Below are 15,466 nucleotides of genomic sequence, written 5' to 3'. Positions count from 1 at the left end.
TGGGGTGTGTCGTGGTAATTCGTTGCCTGTGGGGGTGCCCACGTGCCCGCGTCCGTCGTCACGAGGGTCGGGAGACGGCGGATCATGCGTCCCCGGCCTCGTCGACGCGCTCGGCCGCCTGTTGGAGTTCGGCCGCGAGGGTCCGGGCCTCCGCGGCCGAGAGGCTGACCCGGTCGGCGTGGGCGGGCACGCTGTCGAGTTGGGTGTTGTCGAGTTCGAGGTCGAGCGATACCTCCTCGGGGTCGTTCCGGGCCGTCCGCACGTTGAGCGTGGCGAAGGCCTCCTCCTCGAATCCGTGGCCCTCGATACGGGCGTCGAGGAGGTCGAACGTCGTGAAGGCGTTGACCTTCAGCACGCGGTCGGCCATCTCAGTCGTCCGAGGGGAGCGGCTGGTCGTTGGGGTCGGTCGGCGCCGGCGAGGCGTCCATGCTGGTGTCCTCGGCGTAGGGGTACCACGTCAGCTTCGTGTTGCCGAGATAGGGGTCCTCGTAGCTCGTCTCCGCGGACTCCGCGAGGTTGGCGAGTTCGTCCTCGTCGCGTTCGGCGACGAAGTCACGGAAGGACTGCTCTGGGCTCTCCCGCTCCGCCTCGAAGGCCTCGAGCAGGTTGGCGATGTAGCCCGGAACCTCGTCGGCAGGGACGCGCATCTTCACCCAGTCGGCGAAGGTCGGGTTCTCGCCGAGGCCGCCGCCGAGGCCGACGTCGAACGCCTCCACGGCGTCGCCGTCCTTTCGCGTTTTCATGCCACGAAGGCTGATATCCGCAATCTGTGGCTGAGCACACGACGCGGTACAGCCCGAGAGGTGGATGTGGAAGTCGTTGACGCCCTCGGGGAGGTCGACGTTGTCCCGGAGCCAGCGCCCGTACCGCACCATCCGATTTTTCGTCTCGACGATAGAGAGCGAGCAGTACTCGGTGCCCGTACAGGCGATGGAGCCGCGCATGAACGGGTGGGGGTCAGGCGAGTGCTCCTCCAACAGATCCTCGTCGAGGAAGTCGTCCAGGTCCTCATCGGCGATGTCGCCAACGATGAGGTTCTGTCGCTGGGTGAGGCCGATCATCTCGGAGCCGTACGCCTCGGCGCGGTCAGCGAGTTCGATCACGTCGTCGGCGCTCATCCGACCGACGAGCACCGAGAGGCCGACGAAGTTCTGCCCGTCGCTCTGGTCGTGGACGCCAATGTAGTCGCCGTGGGCGTCCGTGCGGCCGGCGTTGTAGTCGTACTCGTCGCGGAGTCCCTGGCCGGCGGTCGGGAGTTCGTAGTCCATATACTCCTCTTGCAGGACCGAGCGCATCTTCTCGGGACCCCACTCGTCGATGAGGAATTTGATGCGGGCGTTGAAGCGGTCGTCACGGTCGCCGTAGTCACGGAAGAGCGAGGACATGCCGGCGGCGACGTCCGCGGCGTTCTCGGGGCGACAGAAGACGTCGATGTCGCGGGCGAACCGCGGTTCCTTGCGGGAGAGGCCACCGCCGACGTTGACGTTGAATCCCTCGACCTCCTCGCCGTCGAGTTCCTTGATCGCGGGCTCGAAGGCGAGGTCGTTGATGTCGCCCTGGCCGGAGCCACGGCGGTCGCCAGTCATGGCGACCTTCCACTTCCGGGGCAGGTTTGCGTAGAGGTCGTTGCCCTTGAATTTCTCGTGGAGTTCCTGGACGATGGGCCAGACGTCGACGAGTTCGTCGGCGTCGCGGCCGGCGACGGGCGAGCCGACGATGTTGCGCCACGAGTCACCACAGGCCTGGATCGTCGAGAGCCCGACGGATTCGAGTTCGTCCCAGATGTCGGGGATGTCCTCGACTTTGATCCAGTGAAGTTGGATCGACTGCCGGGTCGTGAAGTCGGCGTAGGCGTCACCGAACTCGGGGTTCTCGACCGGGCCGGTGGCGTAGTCGCGGGCCACCTCGCCGACGGTGCGGAGCTGTTCCGGCGTCATGCGGCCCATCGGCGTCCCGATGCGCATCATGAAGTAGCTCTCTTGGCCCTTCCGCTGGTGGTACAGCCCCCACCACTTGAACCGCTCGAACCAGGCGTCGTGTTCGTCTTCCGGAATGGCGTCCCAGCCCTCCTCCGCGAACCGGAGAAGATGCTCCCGGATCTCCATTCCGTAGGTTTCGTCTTTCCAGCGCTCGACCTTTGACGGCATTATGGCGGGCTAGAATAGACCCAAACGTATATACCGTCGGTCCCACCGCCAACCTTCCCGCCTCTCCGGGGACGAGGAGATTGTTGCCGCTATATGCGAGTCACGCGGCGAGCGGTCAGCGCGGCGCGGCGGGGCGACGGCGGCGGCCAGGAAGGTGGACGCTCTCGGGGACGACAGGCCGGAACTCGCCGGTGTCCGGATCGACGCGGCCGAGCGTCAGCCAGTCGGTCACGCCCTCGGCGCCACACTGGATACAGCGACCGGCGATCCGTCCCTCGACGTTCGCGCCGTCGGCGCTCACCTCGACGAACCCCTCGGCGAGGAAGTCGGCGAGCGCACACGCACAGAAATCGTGGGCTGCGAGCCGCCAGAGGTCGCTTACGTTCACCTCGCGGGAGTCGTTGACACTGACCCAGGCACCGTCGTCGAGCTGGTGAACGTCGGTCGTCATAGCCGCAGCTTACAGCCCGACGGCGGTAAGCCCGTCGGCGTCCGTGACGATTGCCGGTCGTCACGCTCCGACGTACGCCCCGAATCGACCGACAGCGGCCGATTTTCGGCGTATCACCCCGTCACGGATACCGGAAAGGACCGCCTCCATGCGGGAGAACGGGTAGCGATTACGCGGGGGCACGGCCTTATGGTACCGTATCGCCTAGAACGTATCGATGACCGAGAAAAGCGAGACCGTGACGGGCTCGACGGAGGCCGACGCCGAGCGAGACGACGGCGCCGAAGAGCGAAATCATCTCTCCGACGTCGAAGCCGGCGCGGGCTGTACGGAAATCTGGGAACATCTGAGTGAGACGCGCGACGGCGCCGGGCAGGACTGAGCGTTCTTCTGCGGTTCGACCGGGGTGCCGAGATTCGTCGACACGCCGACGCTGACGGCCGCGGGGCGATGTACGCCGTCCACACCGGCGCGGTGTGACGATCTAGCTCCGAGCGACGGCTACAGGATTGCCGCGACGTGGTCCCGGACGGCGGCGTGAAACCGCTCGCTCGCGTAGCGGTCGCGGGGGAGCGTCGGACGGGCGTCGGCCGCGACGGCGGCGGCAACGGTTTCGACGGCGTCGGCCGTCGACTCGAACAGTCGGTCGGAGCGGCCGTCCAGTACCTCTCGTTGCCCTCCCGCATCGGGGGCGAACGCCACCATCCCAGCGGCGACGTACTCCGCGACCGCCATCCCGAAGTGTTCTCGCGGCTTGCAGTTGAGACCGTAGCGGTGCGTTTCGAGGAGCGTGTCGATCCGCTCACGGGGCGCGTCGCGGTCGAGGTTGACGTACGGTCGGGCGGCCGCGGCGGCGGCGACGCGGTCGGCGTAGTCGGGGTACATGGACGACGACCCAACGAGGTGGAGGTGGAGGTCGTGACCCCGGTCGCGGACGCCGTCGACGATCCGGATCGCCCGGAGCGGCCGCTTGTCCGGCGCCAGCCGTCCCACGACCACGACGCCGTCCTCGCGGTCGTCCCAGGGGCGCGGGGTCGGCGGCGGATCGACCGGCGGATGGCAAACCGTCGGCCGCCGGTCGTAGATGTCCTCGACGGCGTCGGCCGTCCACCCCGAGTTGGCGAGAAGGCGGGCGTCAGCCGGAAGTTGGCGGTCGCCGAGACCGGCCAGCCGACTCCAGAGTGGGTCGAGGCGACCCCCCTCGCCGACCGGCGTCCACCGCCGGTTGAACTGCGGGAAGTGGACGTACTGGACCGACGGGAGCGACAGCGCGAACTCGTTGGCGGTGCTGACGGCCGCGTCGAACCGGGAGGCGTGACGGGCGAAGGCACGGTCGAGGAGGACGCTCCGCGGAGCGAGCGCCGGACCGACCCGTTCGGGCAGGGCGTCGAACGCCCGGGAGACCAGCGCGGTGCCCGGCGGGCGGTGGACGGGCACGGCCGCGTCGGTGTCGAACAGGCGGTTCAGCGTCGACAGTGACGACCGCGAGAGGGTAACCAGCGTCACGTCGTGGATGTCCTGCAGGGCCGCACAGACGTGAAGGCAAACGGCGTCGGCGCCGCCGCGACCGTCGAGGGTGTTGTGGAGGACCGCGATCCGGGCCATCGTCCTCCCTGCGGGCGGGACGGGCTTAAGCCGGGCGGGAGGCTTTTCACCGCCGCCGCCCGCCGAGGGGTATGGAGTGTGCGTTCGTGGGCTGCGGGGCCGTGGCGGAGAAGTACGCCGCCGACCTCGACTCGTCGCCGCTCTCGCCGGTCGCAGTGTGTGATCTCGACGCCGACCGGGCGGCGTCGTTCGCGGCCGCCACCGACGCGACAGCGTACACCGATCTCGACACTCTCCTCGACACCACAGACGCGCCGCTCGTGGTGAATCTGACCAGCCACGGCGCTCACGCCGCGGTGACCGAGCGGGCGCTTCGCGCGGGGCGACACGTCTGGAGCGAGAAGCCCCTCGCGCTGGGCGCCGAACGGGCGCGCGACCTCGTCGCGTTCGCGGCCCGGCACGACCGCGCGCTCGGCTGTGCGCCGCTCACCCCGGGCTGTGAGGGGCAGCGGCTCGCCCGCCGGGCGCTCGACGACGGGCGACTCGGTCCGGTGCGTCTGGCCTACGCCCACGCCCACGTCGGCCGGGTGACTGAGTGGCACGACGCTCCCGACTCCTTCCTCCAAGTCGGCCCGCTGTACGACGGCGCGGTGTACCCCCTGAGCCTTCTCGTGTCGTGGTTCGGCCCGGCGCGCCGGGTGCGGGTCGCGGACGCCATCGACCCCTGGCCCGACCGCGAATCGCGCGCGCCGGAGCGCCCGAGCCACGTCGAGGCGACAGTCGCGTTCGCGGACGGCCCGCTCGTCCGCCTCACCGCGAGCCTCTATGCGCCCCACCGGAGCCGGGAGTTCTATAGCCTCGAATGCCACGGCGACGACGGGTCGCTATATCTCGCTGACGCGGGAGGACTCGGCGGCGACGACCACACCCCCGTCTCGGTGGGCCGTGTTGGGCGGGCGTACACCCCGAACCCACTCACGACGCCGCCACAGCGGACGCGATACCTGGCCGGGCCGGAGCGACTCGCGGCGAGCGTTCGCCAGGGGCGTCCGGACCGCTCGACCGCGCGACGGGCCGCTCACGTCGTCGGGATCTGTAATGCCATCGAGCGGGCGTCTGATCTCGGCGAGTCGGTGGCTGTCGACGGGAGCGTCGTGGACGACGCCGCCCGCCGGCCGGTGGTGTGGAGCGTCGGTGGTGACGAGACCGGCGGCACGGCCCCACCGACCCCCCCAACCGCCGCGCTCCGCCTGCCACCCGTCGGGTTCGGCTGTTCGCGCTACCGTGACGACACCTACGTCGACCGCCGGGCGTCCATCGAGCGGGCGCTGGACGCGGGCTATCGTCTCCTCGACGCCGCGGAACTCTACGGCAACGAGGCCCGGATCGGCGAGATCATCGCCGCCCCGGGGAGTCCGGACCGCGAGGCCCTCTTCGTCGTGAGCAAGGTATGGAACACCAACCACGGCCACGTTGCGGAAGCCTGCGAGACGACACTCGCCGACCTCGGTCTCGATACCCTCGATTGTTACATGATCCACTGGCCGGAGTCGTGGGCGTACACCGGGCCACTCCGTCGTCTCGCCGAACTGCCGGTCGAGAAACAGGAGGCGCTCACCTTCCCCGAGACAGCGGACGGCGAGCGTGACCGGGTGGACGTGAGCCTCGAATCGACCTGGCGGCGGATGGAGGCGGTGTACGACCGGGGGCTGGCGGCGACCCTCGGGATCTGTAACGTCGACCTGTCGACGCTCGCGGACCTCGTCGAGTTCGCTCGCGTCCCCCCAGCGGTCGTCCAGGTGGCCCGTCATCCGTATCGGCCGCGCGACGACCTGGTGGCGTGGTGTCACGAGCGTGGAATCCGGGTGATCGCCCACTCGCCGCTCTCGGTGCCGGGCCTCCTCGACGACCCAGTGGTGACGGACGTGGCCGCCGAGATGGGCGTGTCGCCCGCGACGGCCGTCTTGGCGTGGCACGTTGGGGACGGCGTGGTTCCCATCCCGTCCAGCACCGACTCCGACCACGTGGTCGAGAACCTCGCCGCGGCGGGATACCGTCTGCCGCCGGAGGGTCGCGAGCGGTTCGCGGCGCTCGAAGACCCCACGTTCGAGCGATGAGCGACAGTGAAAGCGGGGCTGGCGGGTGCAGAGCCGGAGGGGGCGAAGGCGGCGGGACCGTCCGCCGACGGCGGCGTGGAATCGCGGCGGTGGCGGGAACCGCCGTCGCCGCCGCGGGCGTCGCGGCCGGTGGCCGGGCGGTCGTCGCCGCGGCGACGACCCCGCGTGTCGCGAACCGCTGGACGCTCGTGACGGGGGTGGTGCTGTGTTACGTGGTCGGCTTTCTCGCCTACCACGTCGACGCCAACCGACTGGCCGCGGCCGCCGCGCCGCCGAACCTCGTGACGACGATTCGGGGGGTGCTGTACGCCGCGACGGCAGGGTTTCTGGCCGTCCCGCCGTCGTCGGTGGCGGGCGTCCTCGGGGTCACAGGAGTCGGCGCGCCGCCCGCCGCGATTCGCTGGGCACCCGCCCTCTGTTACGGCGCCGGGGTCGCCCTCGATTTCGCCGACGGCCGCCTCGCGCGGAGGACCGACCGAACGACGCCGCTCGGGACGAAACTCGATCACGCCTTCGATACGCTCGGGTTCCTGGTCGCGCCGCTGGTGGGCGTCGCCTGGGGCCGACTCCCCGTCGCCTACCTCGCGCTGTCGGCCGCGCGCTACGTGTACCGCGCGGCGACGACGTGGCGTCGGTGGCGGGGGCGTCCCGTCGGCGACCTGCCCGAGAGCCGGGTCCGGCGGCCGCTGGCGGCGCTGCAGATGGCGTTCATCGCGGTTGCGCTAACGCCACTCTTCCCGGCGGTAACGGTCCACGCGGCGGCGCTGATCGCTGTCGTGCCGTCGCTCGCGACGTTCGGCCGGGACTATCTGGTCGTCACGGGCCGACTCGGGGCCTAGAGCCTCCGTCGGGACGGGCGGCAGTATGAAGTGAGCAGCGTGGTTAAGGAGGGCGTGACAGGGAGTGTCGAGGACGCGGACGAGTCGGAGACGGCCGTCCCCGCGACCGGGCGGGCGCTGTACTTCACCGGGCCCCGAACGGTCAGCGTCGAACACGAACCGGTGACCGAACCAGAGGCCGACGAGGTACTCGTCGAAGCACGCGTCGCGGCGGTGAGTTCGGGCACCGAACTCCTGATCTACCGAGGGGAGATGCCGCGTGACTTGGCCGCCGACGCGACCATCGACGCACTGGGTGACGATCTGACGTACCCGCTGAAATACGGCTACGCCACCGTCGGCGACGTGGTGGCGACGGGGGCGGACGTCGACGAGGCGTGGCGCGGCCGCCGTGTCTTCGCGTTCAACCCCCACGAGAGTCACTTCGCGGCGTCGCCGGCGGACCTCGTGACCGTCCCCGAGGACGTCTCGACGGAGACGGCGGCGCTCCTGCCGACCGCCGAGACGGCGACGACGCTGTGCATGGACAGCAACCCCCGTGTGGGCGAACGGGTCGTCGTCTTCGGCGCCGGGATGGTTGGTCTCGTGACGACACACGTCCTCTCGGCGTTCCCGCTGGAGCGACTGACGGTGGTCGAACCCGTCCCGGAGCGCCGCGAGATGGCCGCGAACCTGGGCGCCGACGAGACGCTCCGGCCCGACGCGGCAGCGCAGGTCGGTGAGCGGGGCGACCCTGCGGGTGCCGACCTGGTGTACGAACTCTCGGGGTCGCCCGAGACGCTCGACGACGCCGTCGACGCCGTGGGTTACGACGGCCGGATTATCGTCGGCTCGTGGTACGGGCGCAAGCGCGCCGAGACGGATCTCGGGGGGTTTTTCCACCGCAACCGGATCGACGTGTCGTCGAGCCAGGTGAGCACGCTCGCGCCCGAACTCCGCGGCCGGTGGACGAAGGAGCGCCGGATGGAGACGGCGTGGGATCGACTCCGCGAACTGCCGACCGAGCGTCTCATCACCCACCGAATCGGCGTCGAGAACGCCACGGAGGCGTACCAGTTGCTCGACGACGGCCCCGAGAACGCGCTGCAGGTGTTGCTCACCTTCGAGTAGGCCCAGCGCATAAGACGCTCGCGACCCACCGCTAGGTATGTATCGGCTCTCCGTGTCGCGGGACTTCGTGGCCCAACACTTCCTCACGGTCCCCGACCCCGGCCCCGAGGGCGAGGTCCACAGCCACCACTTCGAGGTGGCGGTGCAGTTTGCCGGCCCCGACCTGAACGAGTACGGCTATCTTGTCGACATCGACGCCGTCGACGCGGCGCTCGACGAACTCGAATCTCGGTACCGCGACGCACTCTTGAACGACCTGCCGGAGTTCGCCGACGCGAACCCGAGCGTCGAGCGCTTCGCACGGGTCTTCGGCGACCGGTTCGTCGAAGCCGTCCCGACGGGGACGCCGACTGGCCTGACCGTCCGGATGTGGGAAGACGAGGACGCGTGGGCCAGCCACGAGCGAGCGCTCTGATGGACCACGCCGACGAGCGGTATCTGGAGGCGAAACGGACGGTCGACGAACGGGCGTTCGACCGGCGGGTCCGGGACCGCCTCCTCGCGGAACTCCCGACAGCCCCGCGGGTGTTGGAGGCGGGAGCCGGCACGGGCGTTACGGTCCCCCGACTCCTCGACTGGGGGGTGCGTGCGGGGTCGTACCGCGGCGTCGACAGCGATCCGGGAATCGTCGAACGCGCCCAGGCCCTCCGGACGGCCGAACTCGACGCCGAGCGCACCGACGCCGGGTTCCGCGTCGGCGACCTGACGGGGCGGTTCGAGGCGGGCGACGCGCTGACGGCGTTCGACGACGAGCGGGCTGATCTCGTGGTTGCGGGAGCGTTCGTGGATCTGGTGCCGGTCGAGGCGGCGCTCGACGCCTTTGCGGCCGCACTTGGCCCCGACGGATTGGTGTACGCTCCGATCACCTTCGACGGCGTGACGATGTTTCAGCCCGACCACCCGGCCGACGATGCCGTGATCGACGCGTACCACCAAGCCATCGACGACGAACCGGGACGGGACACACGGGCGGGCCGGCACCTGCTCGACCGCTGTCGGGCACGCGACGGAGACCTACTGGCGGCCGGGGCGTCGGACTGGGTGGTCCACCCACGAGACGGCAGCTACCCGGCCGACGAGCGGTACTTCCTCGAACGAATCCTCTCGTTCGTCGCGGACGCCGCCGAGGGCGAGGTGCCGGCGGCGGAGTCGTGGCTGACGAGTCGGCGTCGGCAGCTAGAAGCGGGAAGCTTGACCTACGTTGCCCACGGGTACGACGTGCTCTATCGCCCTGAGCAGTAGTTCAGCGGCGCCGAGCGAGCGAGACGTACGCCGAATGGTCGGCGAGCGAGGTGCGAAGGGAGGTGGCGACCAGAAGCGGGAGCATCACCACAGCCGTTTGGGCCGCGGCGGTCGCGTCGAAAATGTAGCCAGCGGCGGCGACGGCGAGAACCGTCGCGAGCATTACGGTCCCAAGTACTACCTGTGCGTCGGGGGTCCGTCCCCCGGACGCGGGACCAAATTGTTCGTCGTGGGAGTCTGAGACGGCGGCCATTGTTCTCCTAGCAATTTATGATTGGACCCAAATATACTTACCGAGGTAATTATCAACCGTGATTAAAACGTTCGTTCCTGAGGAATTCTGCCGAGGAAGTAAATGAACGTCCGTGATAGAATGGGCGACTACGGATCGAAGTCGGCCATGAAGTTGGTGTGGAGTCGGTAGAATAGGAACATTCCGCCGGCCCAACTGAGGACCCCGTAGGCGACGTAGGCGAGCGTCGGAAGGTCCAGGTAGAAGTACAGATACGAGCCGACCAGCAGATACGCGAGGACGAAGACTCCGAGGACGCGGATACCGCGACTGGAGACCTGTTGTTTCGGATTGGCCATGGTGAAGCGTCGTCGAGCGTCGACATCTGAGATGGGAGTCCCCCAAGGTTAAGCACGAAAGTTAATGCAAAACCTGCGAGATACGTCGACACTATATGCGGGTGTAGCCAACGGAGCGTATGATTCGCGTAGGCGTCAACGGGTACGGTACCATCGGCAAGCGGGTTGCTGACGCAGTGGATGCGATGCCCGACATGGAGTTGGTCGGCATCGGGAAGGCGAGTCCGAACCACACGGCGGACGCGGCCGCCGACCGCGGGTACGACATCTACGTGCCCGAGGGTCGCGAGGACCGGTGGGACGAGGTGGGGATGGCCGTCGCCGGCGACGTCGAGGACCTCATCGAAGCGAGCGACATCGTCGCCGACGCGACGCCGGCCGGGATGGGTGCCGAGTACCGTCCGATCTACGAGGAGTACGACACGCCCGCCCTGTTCCAGGGCGGCGAGGAGGCAGACGTGGCCGAGGCGAGTTTCACCGCTCGCGCCAACTACTCCGAGGCCACCGACAAGGACTACGTCCGGATCGTCTCCTGTAACACGACGGGCCTGAACCGGATGTTCGCACCGCTCCACGAGGAGTACGGCGTCGAACGGGCGAGCATCACGCTGGTCCGCTGCCGGGGCGAACACGCCGTCATCTCGGCCGATCCCGTGACCCTGCCGTCCCACCACGGCCCGGATGCCCTCGAGGTCATCCCGGACATGGGCCCGGTCACGACGATGGGGATGAAGGTGCCGACGGTACGCCACCACTTCCACGGGATCAACGTGGAACTCGGCGAGACGCCGAGCGCCGCGGCGGTTCGCGATCTGTTGGCCTCGCAGTCGCGGATTCACGTCGTCGACGGCGACCTCGGCGTCGACTCGGGGTGGGAACTCCAGGAGTTCGCCCTCGACCGTGGCCGCGACCGGATGAACCTCTACGAGAACCAGATCTTCGAGGACTCCATCACCATGGATGGGTCACAGCTTCACCTGTTCCAGTCGATCCACCGCGAGAGCGACGTGGTGCCGGAGAACGTGGACGCCATCCGCGCGATGATGGGCGAGGCCGACGCGGCAGAGAGCATCGAACTGACGAACGACGTGATGGAGATCGGCGACATCTAAATGACGGCAAACGAGACCGAAGCGGTCGACGAGACGCAGGAACCGGGGACAGAACTGGTCAGCGGCTACGGATCGAGCCCCGGGGTCGCGACGGGGCCGGTGCGAATCGTCGAGGACATCGACGAAGCCGACCGGATCGACGAGGGGGATGTGATCGTCACGGAGATGACCGCCCCCGACATGGTCCCGGCGATGAAACGCTCCGCGGGCATCGTCACCGACGAGGGAGGGATGACCTCCCACGCGGCCATCGTCTCCCGCGAACTCGGCGTCCCGGCCATCGTGGGCTGTGGCGAGGCGACGGCGGTCCTAGCCGACGGCCAGCGGATCACGCTCGACGGCCAGAAGGGGACCGTCGTGGTTCCGGACGCGGACGCGGCGTCAACGGCTGAGGAGGCCGTCGCGGACGCCGATCCGGCGGGCGAGAGCCCCGACCCGACGGCGGGCGGGGCGCCCACGACGGCGACTGAGGTGAAGGTGAACGTCTCGATTCCCGACGCGGCCCAGCGCGCCGCGGATACGGGCGCCGACGGCGTCGGCCTACTCCGACTGGAGCATATCCTGCTCTCGACGAGCAAAACCCCCGAGAAGTACGTCGCGGACCACGGCGAGGACGCCTTTGTCGAGGAAATCTCCGAGGAGATCCGGAAGGTTGCGGACGCCTTCTACCCGCGGCCGGTCCGCGCCCGGACGCTCGACGCGCCGACGGACGAACTCGCGGAGTTGGAAGGCGGTGAGGACGAACCCCATGAACACAACCCGATGCTCGGCTACCGGGGCATCCGCCGGAGTCTCAAGGAGCCAGAGATGGTCAAACTCGAACTGCGGGCGTTCAAGCGCCTGCACGACATGGGCTACGACAACGTCGAGGTCATGTTCCCGCTGCCCAACGACGCCGAGGACGTGCGGCGGGCACGAGAGTTGATGGACGAGGTGGGCATCGACCGCGAGGAACACGACTGGGGCGCGATGATCGAGACGCCGGCCAGTATCCGTGCCATCGACGAGATCATCGAGGAAGGGATCGACTTCGTCGCGCTCGGGACGAACGATATCGTCCAGTTCATGCTCGCAGTCGACCGCAACAACGCGATGGTGGCGGATCGCTTCGACGACTTCCATCCGACCATCCTAGAGGCGATGGCGGAGGTCATCGAGGCGTGCAACGAACACGACGTCGACACCACCATCACGGGCCAGTCGGGATCACATCCGGACATGGCGAAGTTCCTCGTCGAGAAGGGGATCAGTTCGCTGTCCTCGAACATCGACGCCGTGGACGAGGTGCGCCGGGTGGTCGCCCGCGCCGAGCGGAAGCTCCTGCTCGATGCCGCCCGCGAGAGCCTCGACGACGTCGAACCGCGGATCGACTGACACCGGCGTCCTCGTTTCGCGCCGAACGGCTCGTGGCGGGGGTCACCGAGGGTTTTAATCCCGGCACGCGCAAGCCCGAACCGTGGCAGACACGGCGGGACACGAGCGGTTCTTTCCGTACGAGTCGCCGTACCCGAACCAGCGCGAGGCGATGGACCGCATCGCCAACTCGCTGGCCCGCGGCCAGGACGTGTTGCTAGAGGGCGCCCCCGGCACCGGCAAGACGCTGTCGGCGCTGGTGCCCGCACTCGCACACGCCCGTGCGGAAGACCGAACGGTGGTCATCACGACGAACGTCCACCAGCAGATGCGCCAGTTCGTCGAGGACGCCCGCGCCATCGCGGGCGAGGAGCCGATCCGGGCGGTCGTATTCAAGGGCAAGGCCTCGATGTGCCACCTCGACGTCGGCTACGAGGAGTGTCGGAGCCTCAAGGAGACCACGCGGTCGCTGGTCGAGGCGGAGGCGGACCGCCAGGACCTCGCCAAGCGAAGCGAGGCGCTCTTGGACGACGTACGCGCCGGGGAGGAGGAAGCCGCGGAGGCCCGGGCAGCGGTTGTCGACGAACTCGAAGCCGTCGAGGAGGATATCGAGGAGTTGGAGTCGGCGAACGTCTGTGAGCACTACCGCGCGAACCTGACGCGGGACACCGAGGAGTTCGAGGGGTGGCTGTTCGACGACGTTCGCACGCCCGAGGAAATCTACGCCTACGCCGACGAACGCGGACTCTGTGGGTACGAACTCCTCAAGGAGGGGATGGAGGGGGTCGACCTCGCGGTATGTAACTACCACCATCTGCTCGATCCGACCATCCGCGAGCACTTCTTCCGGTGGCTGGGCCGCGATCCCTCGGAGGTCGTCACCGTTTTCGACGAGGCACACAACGTCGAGTCGGCGGCCCGAGACCACGCGACGCGGACGCTCTCGGCGCGAACGCTGGAGGGCGCGCTGGCCGAACTCGACGAGGCCGACGACTCGCGGGCCGGCCGCGCACGCAACGTGATCGAGGCGTTTCTGACGGGGCTGGAGACGGCCGTCGATGACGCTCTGGGGTTCGGCGAGCGCGAACAGGTCGGCGAGAACTGGCACGACCTCGACATCGCCAACGACGACCGTCGGAACGACCTCACGCTCGCCTTTCTTGACGCCTACGAGGGGAGCGGGATCGGCGCCGAGGTCGACCTCGCCTTGCAGGTGGGCGAGGCGCTCGACGAAGCCTACGAGGAGGCCTACCGACGCGGCGAGACGACGACCCGCCAGGAGTCGCCGACCCTCCAAGCGGCCGGGTTCGTCGCCGACTGGATGTCAGAGGGGAGCGACCTCGGCCGGCATCCGATGGCCGCGGTTCGTCGCGACGCGGGCACCGACGAGGTGTACGGGCGGGCGGAGCTCTACACCGCGATCCCACGAGAGGTGACCGAAGGACTGTTCGACGAGGTGGCCGCGAGCGTGCTGATGAGCGCGACGCTCCGCCCCTTTGACGTACTCGCGGACGTCCTCGGCCTGTCGGACCCGGCGACGCTCACCTACGGCCTGGCGTACCCCGAGGACCGCCGACGGACCTTCGCCGTCGAGGGGCCAGCGCTGTTCGCCAGCGACCGGGAGGACCCAGAGACCCAAGCGACCGTCGCGGAGGCACTCGCGGACGTGATCCGGATGACACCCGGAAACACGCTCTGCTTTTTCCCGTCTTACGCCGAGGCCGAGCGGTATCACGACCTGCTCGGCGCGTCGAACACCTACCTCGACGAGGCGGGGACGCCCACGGAAACCCTCCGCCAACGGTTCGTCGACGACGACGATGCGGCCCTGTTTACGTCGCTGTGGGGGACCCTGGGCGAGGGGGTGAGCTTCGACGGCGACGACGCCCGCGCGGTGGTCGTCGTCGGCGTTCCGTATCCGAACCTCTCGGAGCGCCTGGAGGCGGTGCAGGCTGCCTACGACCGGGTCTACGACGACCGACTCGACGCGGGATGGCGTTACGCCGTCGAGATTCCAACGATCCGCAAGACCAGACAGGCGCTCGGGCGGGTCATCCGCTCGCCCGACGACTACGGGGTGCGGGTCCTCCTCGATAAGCGCTACACGCGCGCCGGCCGGGACATGGGGAAATACGGCGTCCGCGACTCGTTCCCGCCGGAGGAACGGGACGAACTCATCGACGTCGCCCCCGAGAAACTCGAGTTCGCGCTCCTGAACTTCTTCGCCGACCTCGACGCCTACGAGGGCGACCCGCCGACGCCGTGACCGTCCGCAAACGATTTTGTGAGCGAACCGCTGGTGTCGGATATGCGACGACTGGTCCCCCTACTCGTCGCACTCGTCGTCGCACTGGCCGGGTGTGTGAGCGCACCCGGTGTGTCGACGACGGCGACGACATCGACCGACGCGACAGCGGAAGCGCCAACGACAGTGGAGACAGCGACGCCAGCCCCAGTCGGCGTCGAGTACGTCGTACAGGCCGGCTCGGTCCCCGACGACATCGGATCGGTGACCGCGACACTGCAGGTGGTCTTCGTCGAACGGAGCGCGGACGCAGGCCCGTGCTGGCGGGAGACGTTCGCCGGGCCGTTCAAGCCGACGGTGACGCCCATCGCGCCACCGGACGGCGAATGTCACCGGTCGGCGACGGTGACCCTCGACCTGACCGACCTCGACGGTGACCGGTCGCTCGCGCGACTCACTGCGCCCGGCCGGTTCGACGCCGGCCACGCCCTCGTGGTCACGAACGTGACGGTGACCTACCGAAACGGCACCGCAGTCGACGATGTGCGGGTCGACGAGCGCGCCGCGGTGGTGGACGGCGAGCCTGCGGGACCGTACCGCGTGACCCTCTCGCTCGAATCGTACCGGGGCGAGGACCGGCCGTACGACTTCTGGTTCGTCGCCGAACGCGACGGCTAGGCCACGCGCTTATGTCGATCCCCGCCTAACAGAGTC

General features: G+C 68.7%; 15 protein-coding genes and 1 pseudogene. 10 read left to right on the top strand and 6 right to left on the bottom strand.

Going from position 1 to position 15,466, the window contains the following annotated elements; genetic code table 11:
• Positions 1–82 precede the first annotated feature (82 nt).
• From NO878_RS10045 to NO878_RS10035, 3 genes are all read right to left on the bottom strand, one after another.
• A complete protein-coding gene (locus NO878_RS10045; protein ID WP_256405852.1) occupies positions 83–367 on the bottom strand; it encodes a DUF6360 family protein in 285 nt (94 codons plus the stop codon).
• A 1-nt stretch (position 368) separates the two neighbouring features.
• On the bottom strand, positions 369–2,147 hold the full coding sequence (locus NO878_RS10040) for a nitrite/sulfite reductase (protein ID WP_256405851.1): 1,779 nt from the start codon (positions 2,145–2,147) through the stop codon (positions 369–371).
• Positions 2,148–2,262: 115 nt separating this feature from the next.
• Positions 2,263–2,598 (bottom strand): DUF8134 family protein, encoded by a 336-nt coding sequence (locus NO878_RS10035; protein WP_256405850.1) that lies wholly within the window; start codon positions 2,596–2,598, stop codon positions 2,263–2,265.
• A 217-nt stretch (positions 2,599–2,815) separates the two neighbouring features.
• Between NO878_RS10035 and NO878_RS10030 the strand changes: the two genes are divergently transcribed.
• Positions 2,816–2,980 (top strand): hypothetical protein, encoded by a 165-nt coding sequence (locus NO878_RS10030; protein WP_256405849.1) that lies wholly within the window; start codon positions 2,816–2,818, stop codon positions 2,978–2,980.
• A gap of 119 nt (positions 2,981–3,099) precedes the next feature.
• Here NO878_RS10030 and NO878_RS10025 read toward each other — a convergent pair whose 3' ends face one another.
• A complete protein-coding gene (locus NO878_RS10025; RefSeq protein WP_256405848.1) occupies positions 3,100–4,203 on the bottom strand; it encodes a glycosyltransferase in 1,104 nt (367 codons plus the stop codon).
• Positions 4,204–4,274: 71 nt separating this feature from the next.
• Here NO878_RS10025 and NO878_RS10020 point away from each other — a divergent pair, with 71 nt between their 5' ends.
• Genes NO878_RS10020 through NO878_RS10000 form a run of 5 tightly spaced genes read left to right on the top strand, consistent with a single transcriptional unit; the run spans position 4,275 to position 9,451 of the window.
• Complete coding sequence (locus NO878_RS10020) at positions 4,275–6,260, top strand: aldo/keto reductase (RefSeq protein WP_256405847.1); 1,986 nt, start codon at positions 4,275–4,277, stop codon at positions 6,258–6,260.
• Complete coding sequence (locus tag NO878_RS10015) at positions 6,257–7,099, top strand: CDP-alcohol phosphatidyltransferase family protein (protein ID WP_256405846.1); 843 nt, start codon at positions 6,257–6,259, stop codon at positions 7,097–7,099. The genes NO878_RS10020 and NO878_RS10015 overlap by 4 nt, the downstream gene beginning before the upstream one ends.
• A gap of 30 nt (positions 7,100–7,129) precedes the next feature.
• Positions 7,130–8,209, top strand: a complete 1,080-nt coding sequence (locus tag NO878_RS10010) for a zinc-dependent alcohol dehydrogenase (protein ID WP_256405845.1) — start codon at positions 7,130–7,132, stop codon at positions 8,207–8,209.
• Between the two features lie 37 nt (positions 8,210–8,246).
• Positions 8,247–8,624, top strand: coding sequence for a 6-pyruvoyl trahydropterin synthase family protein (locus NO878_RS10005; protein WP_256405844.1), 378 nt, complete (start codon positions 8,247–8,249; stop codon positions 8,622–8,624).
• Positions 8,624–9,451 carry a methyltransferase domain-containing protein gene (locus tag NO878_RS10000; protein ID WP_256405843.1) on the top strand — a complete coding sequence of 276 codons (828 nt, stop codon included), beginning with the start codon at positions 8,624–8,626 and terminating at the stop codon, positions 9,449–9,451. The genes NO878_RS10005 and NO878_RS10000 overlap by 1 nt, the downstream gene beginning before the upstream one ends.
• 1 nt (position 9,452) lies before the next feature.
• Here NO878_RS10000 and NO878_RS09995 read toward each other — a convergent pair whose 3' ends face one another.
• Together NO878_RS09995 and NO878_RS09990 are read right to left on the bottom strand one after the other, a co-directional pair.
• A complete protein-coding gene (locus NO878_RS09995; protein WP_256405842.1) occupies positions 9,453–9,704 on the bottom strand; it encodes a hypothetical protein in 252 nt (83 codons plus the stop codon).
• A gap of 128 nt (positions 9,705–9,832) precedes the next feature.
• Positions 9,833–10,042: a hypothetical protein gene (locus NO878_RS09990; protein ID WP_256405841.1), complete on the bottom strand. Its 210-nt coding sequence runs from the start codon at positions 10,040–10,042 to the stop codon at positions 9,833–9,835.
• A 119-nt stretch (positions 10,043–10,161) separates the two neighbouring features.
• On the opposite strand from NO878_RS09990, the gene NO878_RS09985 reads away from it, so the two are divergent.
• The 4 genes and pseudogenes from NO878_RS09985 to NO878_RS09970 all read left to right on the top strand — a co-directional run bounded on the left by NO878_RS09985 (position 10,162) and on the right by NO878_RS09970 (position 15,430).
• Positions 10,162–11,154: a type II glyceraldehyde-3-phosphate dehydrogenase gene (locus NO878_RS09985; RefSeq protein WP_256405840.1), complete on the top strand. Its 993-nt coding sequence runs from the start codon at positions 10,162–10,164 to the stop codon at positions 11,152–11,154.
• A 39-nt stretch (positions 11,155–11,193) separates the two neighbouring features.
• Positions 11,194–12,528, top strand: a pseudogene (locus tag NO878_RS09980) (putative PEP-binding protein); the annotation flags it as partial.
• An 82-nt stretch (positions 12,529–12,610) separates the two neighbouring features.
• Positions 12,611–14,773 carry an ATP-dependent DNA helicase gene (locus NO878_RS09975; protein ID WP_343218058.1) on the top strand — a complete coding sequence of 721 codons (2,163 nt, stop codon included), beginning with the start codon at positions 12,611–12,613 and terminating at the stop codon, positions 14,771–14,773.
• Positions 14,774–14,815: 42 nt separating this feature from the next.
• Complete coding sequence (locus NO878_RS09970) at positions 14,816–15,430, top strand: hypothetical protein (RefSeq protein ID WP_256405839.1); 615 nt, start codon at positions 14,816–14,818, stop codon at positions 15,428–15,430.
• The last annotated feature ends 36 nt before the right edge of the window (positions 15,431–15,466 follow it).

This window comes from Haloplanus ruber, assembly GCF_024494725.1.
GTDB lineage: Archaea > Halobacteriota > Halobacteria > Halobacteriales > Haloferacaceae > Haloplanus > Haloplanus ruber.
This window is presented reverse-complemented; position numbering and strand designations above follow the sequence as displayed.